Source organism: Thermohalobaculum sp. (genome assembly GCF_058622915.1).
Window position 1 is genome coordinate 1 of sequence record NZ_JBZSYN010000117.1, and the last position, 10,592, is coordinate 10,592.

Annotated in this window: 8 protein-coding genes; 3 read left to right on the forward strand and 5 right to left on the reverse strand. The window is 70.9% G+C overall.

Annotation, left to right across the window (positions count from 1 at the left end; all coding sequences use genetic code 11):
- Positions 1-206: 206 nt before the first annotated feature.
- The 5 genes from AC32QD_RS09130 to AC32QD_RS09150 all read right to left on the reverse strand — a co-directional run bounded on the left by AC32QD_RS09130 (position 207) and on the right by AC32QD_RS09150 (position 5,735).
- Entirely contained in the window at positions 207-1,118 is a 912-nt protein-coding gene (locus tag AC32QD_RS09130) for an ABC transporter permease (protein WP_492010180.1), read from the reverse strand.
- 23 nt (positions 1,119-1,141) lie between these two features.
- A complete protein-coding gene (locus tag AC32QD_RS09135; protein ID WP_492010181.1) occupies positions 1,142-2,254 on the reverse strand; it encodes an ABC transporter permease in 1,113 nt (370 codons plus the stop codon).
- Complete coding sequence (locus tag AC32QD_RS09140; RefSeq protein WP_492010182.1) at positions 2,254-3,798, reverse strand: ABC transporter ATP-binding protein; 1,545 nt, start codon at positions 3,796-3,798, stop codon at positions 2,254-2,256. Before AC32QD_RS09140 ends, AC32QD_RS09135 begins: the two co-directional genes overlap by 1 nt.
- A gap of 138 nt (positions 3,799-3,936) precedes the next feature.
- Entirely contained in the window at positions 3,937-4,872 is a 936-nt protein-coding gene (locus AC32QD_RS09145) for a polyprenyl synthetase family protein (protein ID WP_492010183.1), read from the reverse strand.
- A gap of 32 nt (positions 4,873-4,904) precedes the next feature.
- Positions 4,905-5,735, reverse strand: coding sequence for an MlaA family lipoprotein (locus AC32QD_RS09150; RefSeq protein ID WP_492010184.1), 831 nt, complete (start codon positions 5,733-5,735; stop codon positions 4,905-4,907).
- 214 nt (positions 5,736-5,949) lie between these two features.
- Here AC32QD_RS09150 and AC32QD_RS09155 point away from each other — a divergent pair, with 214 nt between their 5' ends.
- The 3 genes from AC32QD_RS09155 (at position 5,950) to hpnH (ending at position 10,354) form a co-directional block, all read left to right on the forward strand.
- Complete coding sequence (locus AC32QD_RS09155) at positions 5,950-8,508, forward strand: MMPL family transporter (RefSeq protein ID WP_492010185.1); 2,559 nt, start codon at positions 5,950-5,952, stop codon at positions 8,506-8,508.
- A 43-nt stretch (positions 8,509-8,551) separates the two neighbouring features.
- Positions 8,552-9,127, forward strand: coding sequence for an MlaC/ttg2D family ABC transporter substrate-binding protein (locus AC32QD_RS09160; RefSeq protein ID WP_492010186.1), 576 nt, complete (start codon positions 8,552-8,554; stop codon positions 9,125-9,127).
- 102 nt (positions 9,128-9,229) lie between these two features.
- The gene (gene hpnH, locus AC32QD_RS09165; protein WP_492010187.1) at positions 9,230-10,354 is read left to right on the forward strand and encodes an adenosyl-hopene transferase HpnH; all 1,125 of its coding nucleotides are present in this window, start codon (positions 9,230-9,232) and stop codon (positions 10,352-10,354) included.
- The last annotated feature ends 238 nt before the right edge of the window (positions 10,355-10,592 follow it).

Genomic DNA, 10,592 nt, shown 5'->3' on the forward strand with positions numbered 1-10,592 from the left:
GTGCTTCTGCACCGCCTTGCGACCCTGGTCGTGCTGGTAGCTGTAGCCGAAGTCGCCCACCGGGCCGACATAGACGAAGCCCACCTTGAGGGCGGCGGCGTGGGCCCCGGTGCCCGTGACCAGCGCGGCCAGCGCGGGCCCGGCCAGCGCGAGGGCGGTTTTGCGGATCATGGTGCGTCTCTCCCTGTTGCGAATCTGGGGGCCGCTCAGCGCTCGGCCCGGAATGGTCTGCCAATGCAGGCAGGCGCGTTGGCTTTCGTCAAGTTCACATCGCGCGAGATCAGCACCAGCGCCAGCACCGTCGCCACATAGGGCGCCATGGCGAGGAACTGCGAGGGCACGCCGATGCCCCAGTCCTGGCCGTAGAACTGCAGCTGGGTGACGGCGGCGAACAGGAAGGCGCCGACCACCAGCCGGCCCGGCTTCCAGGTGGCGAAGACCACCAGCGCCAGCGCGATCCAGCCGCGCCCGGCGGTCATGTTCTCGGCCCACATGGGCGTGTAGGCGAGCGAGAGATAGGCACCCCCCAGCCCGGCGCAGGCGCCGCCGAACATCACCGCGGCATAGCGCGTGGCGATCACGTCATAGCCCAGCGCATGCGCCGAGTCGTGGTTGTCGCCGATCGCCCTCAGCGCCAGCCCGGCGCGCGTGCGCGAGAGGAACCAGGCCACGCCCCCGGCCAGCGCGAAGGCGAGATAGACCAGCGCGTCGTAGTGGAACAGGATGCGCCCGACGGCGGTGGTGGTCGACAGCCCCGGCACCGCCAGCTGCGGCATGGGCTGGAGCGCCACGCCGACATAGCCCTGGCCGATCAGGCCCGAGACGCCGATGCCGAAGATGGTCAGCGCCAGCCCGGTCGCCGGCTGGTTGGCCATCAGGCTCAGCACCAGCACGCCGAACACCAGCGCCATGGCCATACCCGCGGCGGCGCCGCCCACGACCGCCACGAGGTCCGAGCCGGTGGCGTTGGCCAGCGCGAAGGCGACCACCGCGCCCACCAGCATCATGCCCTCGACCCCGAGGTTCAAGACGCCCGAGCGCTCGGCCACCAGCTCGCCCGTGGCGGCCAGCAGCAGCGGCGTCGCCGCCACCACCATCGAGATCAGGAAGTTCTCCATGTCCCGCCTCTCAGCCCCGCCCCTCAGGCCCGCGCCAGCCGGCCCAGCCGGATGCGGTAGAGGATCAGCGTGTCGCAGCCCAGCAGGAAGAACAGCAGCATGCCCTGGAAAGTGCCGGTCACCGCCTTGGGCAGCTTCAGCGCGATCTGCGCGTTCTCGCCGCCGATATAGCTCACGCCCAGGATCAGCGCGCCGAACAGGGCGCCCGCCGGGTTCAGCCGGCCCAGGAAGGCGACGATGATCGCGGTGAAGCCGTACTCCGCCGAGATGGTCGGCTGCAGGTGCTGCACCGTGGCCGAGACCTCGGTCGCCCCGGCCAGCCCCGCGAGCCCGCCCGAGAGCAGCAGCACGAACCAGATCATGCGGTTGCGCGAGAAGCCGGCGAAGGCGCCGGCGCGCGGCGCCGCGCCGATCACCCGCACCTCGAAGCCCTTGAGCGTGCGCCCCATCATCAGCCACAGCGCCAGTGCCGCGAGAAGCGCCAGCACCAGCCCCAGATGCAGCCGCGTGCCCGGCACCAGCACCGGCATGATGAAGCCGGCGCCGAAGTCGCGCGATTGCGGAAAGCCATAGCCCGCGGGGTCCTTGAACGGCCCGCGCACCAGCCAGTCGAGCAGCAGCGCCGCGACGTAAGTGAGCATCAGGCTGACCAGGATCTCGTTGGCGTTGAAGCGCACGCGCAAAAACGCCGGGATCGCCGCCCAGGCCATGCCCGCCAGCGTGCCGGCCAAAAGGTAGGGCACCAGCCAGATGCCGCTGGCGTCCGCCGGCGCCGCGAGCGCGACCCAGCCGCCGAAGATGGCGCCCAGCGTGTACTGCCCCGCCGCTCCGATGTTCCACACATTGGCGCGGAAGCACACCGCCAGTCCCGAGCCGATCAGCGCCAGCGGGATTGCCTTCACCACCACCTCGGACGGCGTGTAGATCCAGGCCGCCGCCTGCGCCGGCGGCGCCGTCATCCACAGCCACAGGTCGTGGAAGGGCTGGAAGAAGTAGACATAGAGCGCCTGCGCCGGCGGCCGGCCCATCGCCGCCATCAACAGCGCCGCGGCCGCCAGCGTCAGCGCCACCGCGATCACCGGCGACAGCCACATCAGCACCCGCGAGGGCTGGGCCCGGGGCTCGAGCCGGATCATCAGGCCGCCTCCACGTCGGCGATCTCGGCCGATTCGGGATGCGCCCCGCCCATCAGCAGGCCGACCTTCTCGGGCGTCATCTCGGCCGCCGGGTAGGGCCGCGACAGCCGCCCGTGGTGGATCACCGCGATGCGGTCGCAGATCGAGAAGATCTCCTCCAGGTCCTGGCTGATCACCAGCACCGCCGCGCCCTTGGCCGCCAGCTCGATCAGCGCCCGGCGGATCAGCGCGGCGGCGCCCGCATCCACGCCCCAGGTCGGCTGGTTCACCACCAGCACGCCCGGGTCGCGCAGGATCTCGCGCCCGACCACGAACTTCTGCAGGTTGCCGCCCGAGAGCGAGCCGGCGATCGGGTCCCGCGCGCCCGCGCGCACGTCGAAGGCGTGGCGCACGCGCGCGGCCCAGTCGCGCGCCCTGGCGAAGTCCAGCCAGCCGCCGCGCGTCAGGTGCTCGGCGCTGTGGTGCGACAGGACGATGTTCTCGGGCAGGGTCATGTCGCCCACGGCGGCGTGGCCGTTGCGCTCCTCTGGCACGAAGGCGGCCCCGGCCAGGCGCCGGCGCGTCGGATCGGCGCGGCCCACCGCGGCGCCGTCGATCAGCACCGCCTCGGCGCGGGCCGCGCGCACCTCGCCGGTCAGCGCCTCCATCAGCTCGGACTGGCCCTCGCCGGCGACCCCGGCGATGCCGACGATCTCGCCGCCATGCACCTCGAGCGAGATGGCGCTGAGCGTCACCGCGAACTCCGACGCCGCGGGCAGGTCCAGCCGGTCGACCCTGAGCCGCACCGGCCCGGGCGCGCCCGCGCCCTCCTTGTCGACCGAGAGGATCTCGCTGCCGACCATCATCTCGGCCAGCGAGCGCGCGGTCTCGGCGCGCGGGTCGCAGCTCGCCACCACCTTGCCTTGGCGCAGGATGGTGGCGGTGTCGCACAGCGCCCGCACCTCCTCGAGCCGGTGCGAGATATAGAGCACGGCGCAGCCCTCGGCGGCCAGCTTGTCGAGCGTGCGGAACAGCATCTCGGCCTCCTGCGGCGTCAAGACCGAGGTCGGCTCGTCCATGATCAGGAGCCGGGGATTCTGCAGCAGGCAGCGGATGATCTCGACGCGCTGCTTCTCGCCCACCGAGAGCGTGTGCACCGCGCGGCGCGGGTCGATCGCCAGCCCGTAGGACTCCGAGACCTCCGCAATGCGCCGGCTCAGCGCCCGCATCGGCTGCGGCGGCAGCGCCAGCGCGATGTTCTCGGCCACGCTCAGCGCGTCGAACACCGAGAAGTGCTGGAACACCATGCCGATGCCAAGCGCCCGCGCCTCGGCCGGCTTGTGGATCACCCTGGGCTCGCCCTGCCAGCGGAATGCGCCGGCGGTGGGCTGCATGACGCCGTAGATCATCTTGACCAGGGTCGACTTGCCGGCGCCGTTCTCGCCCAGAAGCGCGTGCTTCTCGCCGGCGCGGATGGTCAGGCTGACGTCGTCATTGGCGGCGAACTCGCCGAACGTCTTGACGATGTTGCGCGCCTCCAGAAGCGGCGCGTCCGCCCCGGCCATGGCGATCATCCTCCCCCTTGTCGTCCGGGCCCCAAGCCTTGAGCGGGGGGCCGCGCATTGTCAAACTTATTGAGGGGAATATTCCCGGCTGATTTCTTGAAACTGTCTCGCGCGCGCCCCGCGCTCGGGGCCCCGCCCTCAGCTGCGCCGCTCGACCACGAAATGCGCGGCGGCCACCAGCATGCCGGCCCGCGCGCCATAGGGCGCCAGCGCCGCGGCGGCCTCGTCGATCAGCTCGCGGGCGCGGGCGCGCGCGCCCTCGACCCCCAGGATGTCGACGAAGGTCGCCTTGCCGGCCTCGGCGTCCTTGCGCACGCGCTTGCCCAGCTCGGCCTCGCTCGCGGTCAGGTCGAGCAGGTCGTCGGCGATCTGGAATGCCTCGCCCAGCGCTCGCGCATAAGCGCGGATGCGCGCGACGTCGGCCTCGCCCGCCCCGGCGACGATGGCGCCGCCCTCGGCAGCGAAGCCGATCAGGGCGCCGGTCTTCAGCGCCTGCAGCCGCCGCACCGCCTCGGCCCCGAGCGGCGCGGCGGACTTCTCGGCGGCGAGGTCGATCGCCTGCCCGCCGACCATGCCGGCATGGCCCGAGGCCTCGGCCAGCCGCAGCACCAGCCGCGCGCGCACCTCGCCCTCGGCATGCGTCGCCGGGTCGGCCAGGATCTCGAAGGCCAGCGTCTGCAGCGCGTCGCCGGCCAGCACCGCGGTCGCCTCGTCCCAGGCCCGGTGCACCGTGGGCTGGCCGCGCCTGAGGTCGTCGTCGTCCATGCAGGGCAGGTCGTCGTGCACCAGGCTGTAGGCGTGCAGGCACTCCACCGCCGCCGCCACGCGCTCGGCGCCGGGACCCTCGGGCTCGAACAGCCGCGCGGCCTCGAGCGCGAGGAAGCCGCGCAGCCGCTTGCCGCCGCCCAGCACGGCATAGCGCATCGCCGCCCTCAGCGACCCTTCGCCCGGCTCCCCGCCCCGCCCCTCGCCCCTCTCCTCGCCGGCGGGGGGCAGGCAGCGCTCGAGCATCCGCTCGGTGCGCCGCGCGGCCACCGCCAGCGCCTCGCCGAAACCTGCAGTCGTGCCATCCATCAACTCACCCGGCCCTCGCATGGCTCCTGCCGCTACTGCGCGGTCTTCTGCTGCTGTCCGCTGCCGGACGGCGCGGTCTTCTTCTGCCCGCCCGACTGCTGGCTCTGCCCGCCCGACTGCTGGTCGAAGATGTCGGGCAGGGCCGCCGCGCCGCCCTTCGAGCCGCCGACCTCCGAGCGCAGGTGCTGCAGGTAGACCGAGCGCAACGTGACATAGGGATCGGAGCTCTTGTAGAGCAGCTCGTTGATCACGTCGGCGTTGCGATAGCGCTGGTCGACCTTGTCGGTCACGGTCAGCGCGATGCCGGCCTCGGGGCTGGCGCTCGGCGCCACCTGGCCCAGATAGGTCAGCGGGTCCAGCGCCTTGTCGACGATGCTGCCGAAGGCGCCGCGCACGGTCTGCGGCCCCATGAAGGGCAGCACCAGATAGGATCCCTCCTCGACGCCGTGCTTGCCCAGCGTGATGCCGAAGTTGGTGTCCTGCTTGGGCAGGCCCATCTCGGTCGCGGGATCGAGCAGCCCGCCCCCGCCCATCAGCGTGTTGATGGTGAAGCGGCCCAGCGTCTCCAGCGCCGGGTGGATCTCGCCCTGAAGCAGGAAATTGATGAAATCACCAGGCAATTCAAGGTGATTGAACCCGTTCCTGATCAAGTGCTTGAACAGAGTCGGCATGACGAAGGCATAGCCTTCCGAGGCTGGCTTGAGCACGTTCTTGTCCAGCGCGATGTTGAAGTCGAGCATCGCGTGGTTGAACTTGGGGAACTTGTCCGTGGCCGCGAGGTCGCCGGGTTTGGCGGTGGCGCAGCCGGCCAGCCCCGAGAGCAGAACCGCAACCGCGAGGCAGCGAAGGACGTTAATCCGCATAAAGTCTCTCCTCTGAACGCTCGCGCGGGCGCGCGTCGCCACGGTTGTGAATGTTGCCTGTTATCGATTCGGGGTTGCCAGGTCGTGAGCGGGCCGAGAGGGGAAACTAGCCCGGCGCACCCCTTGCCTCAAGCGGCTTGGTGCCCGATACCCGTGTCTTTGCGCAAGCGTGGCAAGGGAGCAGCTATTGCAACGAAAGCGGCCGCGAGACCGGATGCGCGACGCCATCGGGGCGTGGGTGGGATTCGTCTCGTCGCGTCCGGGCACGGTGCTTGCGGGCGTGCTGTTCCTGCTCGGCCTGTCGGTGGCGGGCGCCTTTCGGCTCAGCGTGGACACCGATTCGAGCCGGATGCTCTCCGAGACACTGCCCTTCCGCCAGCGCGAGCACAGGATGGACCACGCCTTCCCCAGCCTGACCGAAAGCATGGTCGTGGTGGTGCGCTCGAAGGTGGCCGACGCGGCCGACGCCGCGGTGGTGGCGCTGTCGGGCGCGCTGTCGCGCCGCCACGACGTGTTCCGCGAGGTGTTCGCGCCGGCGGCCGATCCCTTCCTGGTCTCGCACGCGCTGCTCTATCTCAGCCGCAACGAGCTGGATGCCCGGCTCGCCCGGCTCAGCGAGGCCTCCAACGTGCTGGCCACGCTGCGCAGCGATCCCAGCCTCGACGGCTTTCTGCGCGCCATCAATTCGGCCACGCTGCTGGCCCAGAAGGGCGGTGCGGGCACCGCCAAGCTCGAGCCGGTCTACCACGAGGCGGCCGCCGTGTTTGCCGCCGCGCGCGAGGGGCGCGACCGCCCCTTCGGCTGGAGCTCGGTGCTGGGCGGCGGCAATGGCGGCCTGACGACCCGGGTCATTGTGTTACAGCCCAAGCTCGACTTCACCTCGCTGCAACCGGCGCAGGCGGCGCTGGCGGCGCTGCATCAGGCGATCGGGCGGCTCAATCCCGAGCTGGCCTCCTCGGTGCAGATCGGGGTCACCGGCGACCAGGCGCTGCGCGCCCAGGAGCTGCAGAGCGTGCAGAACAGCCTGCCGCTGTCCATGGTGCTCTCGGTGCTGTTCGTCGCCGGGCTGCTGCGCCTCGCGCTCGGCTCCTGGGCGCGCACGGTGCTGGCGCTGGGCACGCTGGCGGTGACGCTGGTGCTGACCGCGGGCTTCGCCGGGGTGGCGATCGGGGCGCTGAACCTGGTCTCGATCGCCTTCGTGGTGCTGATGGTGGGGCTGGGGATCGACTACGCCATCCACTTCATCACCCATTTCGACGAGCACCGGGCCGAGGTCTCCAGCCGCCGCGTGGCGCTGGTGCGCTCGGGCCGGGCGCTGGGCGGCGCGCTGGTGCTCAGCGCCGCGACCACGGCGGTGGCCTTCTTCGCCTTCGCCACCACCGACTTCGTCGGCATGGCCCAGCTGGGGCTGATCGGCGGGGCGGGGGTGCTGATCGCGCTGGTCTGCTCGGTCACCGTGATCCCGGCGGCCATCGTGCTGTGGCCCCAGCTCGACAAGGGCTCCGTGCCCAAGCCGCTGATCCAGCCGCCGCGCCACATCCAGGGCCTGCTGCCCTGGCTCACGCTGGCCATCGGGCTCGCCGGCGTCGGGCTGTCGCCGTTCTCGCATTTCGATGCCAACCCGATGAACCTGCGCGACCCCAAGGCGCCCTCGGTGCGCGCCTTCCACTGGCTGACGGCGGATCCCTCGCTCACGCCCTACAGCCTCGACGCGCTGGCCCCGAACGCCAAGCAGGCCGGCGCCCTGGCGAGCCGGCTCGACAAGCTGCCCCAGGTTGCCCAGACGGTCTGGGCCGGCGACTTCGTGCCCCAGCACCAGCAGGCCAAGCTCGACCTGATCGACATCGCCTACCCCTCGATCCAGCACGCGGTCGAGGGCGCGCCGACCAACCTCACGGGCGCCTCGAGCAAGGTCACGCCCGAGAGTCTGGCCAAGCGCCTGTCCGCGCTGCCGGGGGCGGGGGCGCAGGCGCTCTCTCGCGAGCTCTCGGCCTATGCCGGGCGGCGCACCGCCGCCGCCGACGGGGCGCTGGCGGGCGAGCTGTTCCGCTACTTCCCGCTTCTGATCCACCGTCTCAAGCTGCAGCTCAACGTCGGCGAGGTCAGCCTCAAGACCCTGCCGGCCAGCATCCGCGACCGCTACATCAACAAGGACGGCCTGTTCCGCATCGAGGCGACGCCCTCGGGCGACGTCAGCCAGCCGGGGCCGCGCGCCGCCTTCGTCAAGGCGGTGCATTCGGTGGCGCCGAACGCCGCGGGCCCGCCCGACCTGATCCACGGCGCCGCCCGTGCCATCGGCGCGGCGATCGTCGAGGCGACGCTCCTGGCGCTGCTCGGCTGCACGCTGCTGGCCTGGCTGATCCTGCGCGACTTCTACCGCGTGTTCGCCATCCTGCTGCCGCTCCTCTTGGCCGCGGGGGTGACGGCGGGGGCCAGCGTCCTCCTGGCCATGCCGTTCAACTACGCCAACGTTCTGGTGCTGCCGCTCTTGATCGGCATCGGCATCGACAGCGGCGTGCACTTCGCCATTCGCGGCAGCCGCATCTCCGGCTCGATCTTCGACACCTCGACGCCGCGCGCCGTGCTCTACAGCGCCCTGACCACCATCGCCGCCTTCGGCACGCTGGGCCTGTCGAACCACCGCGGCATCGCCTCCATGGGCGTGCTGTTGTCGGTCGCGGTGCTTGCCGCGGTGGGAATGACGTTTAACTTGACCCCTGCACTGATCCAGGCCGCCCGGCGCTATCTGGGCGCGCCGATCTCGGGGTCCTGACCGGTCCCGGCCCGAGCCGAACGCAGCCAACGGGAGCAGCCACGTGAGACGCGTCATCGCCGCCACCGCCGCCGCCCTCCTCCTCCTCGCCCACGCCCCGGCGCCCGCGCGCGCCGACACCGCGGCCGAGCAGGCCGCGACCCAGGTGGTCAAGACCCTGGTCGACAACGCGCACAGCGCCATGGTCGCCAAGGACACGGCGAAGCTGAAGCAGGCGATCTCCAAGGCCTTCGCCTTCGACGTGTGGGAGCGGTTCCTCGTGGGCGACCGCGGCCTGACCACCGAGCAGCGCGCGACCTTCCGCAACCTGCTGCCGGGCTTCCTCGCCCACCTCTATGCCGATCAGTTCGGCAACGGGCTGGATTCCGCGCCCAAGGTGGACGGCGCCCAGACCGTGCGCCGCGACGTGCTGGTCACCGCCGAGATCCCGCGCGCCAGCGGCGGGCCGCTGCCGGTGGAATACCGGCTGCGCGACTTCGCCGACCGCGGGCCGCTGGTGATCGACATCATGGTCGGCGGCGTCTCCTTCCTGGTGCTCAAGCGCGACGAGTTCGGCTCGATCCTCAAGAAGGGGGGCGCCCCGGCGCTGCTCGACTTCATGCGCAAGAACTCCATCTAGAGTTGCGCGCTCGCGCCGCAGGCACGGGGCTTTGCTAAGGCGCCCGGCTGCGTTACGTAGGTGTGTCAGCCGCAGGCATTTCGGCCGACGAACGGAGGAAACATGGGCGTTCCAGTCCGCCAGCAGATCAGGGTGGCCGGCTACATCGCGAAGCAGAAGCTGATGGGGCGCAAGCGCTATCCGCTGGTGCTCATGCTCGAGCCGCTGTTTCGCTGCAACCTGGCCTGCGCCGGCTGCGGCAAGATCGACTATCCGGCCGCGATCCTGAACCGCCGCCTCAGCCCCGAGGAGTGCTGGCAGGCGGCCGAGGAATGCGGCGCCCCCATGGTCGCCATCCCCGGCGGCGAGCCGCTGATCCACAAGGAGATCGGCGAGATCGTGCGCGGGCTGGTGGAGCGGCGCTTCTACGTCTCGCTGTGCACCAACGCCATGCTGCTCGAGAAGAAGCTCGACCTGTTCGAGCCCTCGCCCTACCTGTTCTTCTCCGTCCATCTCGACGGGCTCAAGGAGCACCACGACCGCTCGGTCTGCCAGGAGGGCGTGTTCGAGCGCGCCGTCTCGGCGATCAAGGCGGCGCAGGCGCGCGGCTTCCGCGTCAACGTCAACGCCACCATCTTCGAGGGCCATCCGGCCGAGGCACTGGCCGACTTCCTCGACTACGCCACGGGCCTGGGCGTCGGGATCTCGATCTCGCCCGGCTTCGCGTACGAGCGCGCCCCGGACCAGGAGCACTTCCTCAACCGCCGCCGCACCAAGGAGTTCTTCCGCGAGGTCTGGCGGCTGGGCCAGGCGCGCAGCGCCAGGTGGAACCTCTCGCACTCGCCGGTCTTCCTCGACTTCCTGCTGGGCAACCAGGAGATGCACTGCACGCCGTGGGGCATGCCCACGCGCAACGTGTTCGGCTGGCAGCGCCCGTGCTACCTCCTGGGCGAGGGCTACGCGCAGAGCTTTGCCGAGCTGATCGAGACCACCGAGTGGGAGAAGTACGGCACCGGCAACTACGCCAAGTGCGCCGACTGCATGGCGCATTGCGGCTACGAGCCCACCGCGGCCGATATCGCGTTTCGCAACCCGCTCAAGCTCCTGGGCCTTGCCCTGCGCGGCCACAGGACGCAGGGCCCGCTCGCCCCCGAGATCGACCTGAGCCGCGCCCGCGCCCCCGAGGAGCACCACGAGCGCATCGTGGCGGGCGAGATGGAGCGCATCCGGCGCGAGAAGGCGGCTTAGGGCGGGCTATTCAATCTTCAGCGAGCACATGGCACGTAGCCTGTAGGGTGGGTCCTCTGGACCCACCATTCTGCCTCAGCCGCGATCGTAAGCTCGGTCGGGACGACCTGCCGCCGGTTTCGCCCTGCGTGCAAATATGGGGTTCGGAGCACCCTCCGGCTACATCCCGTTCACCGCCTCCACCACCCGCTGGATCACCCGCTCCGGCCGGCCCGTTAACTCATACAGGCGGCCTGTA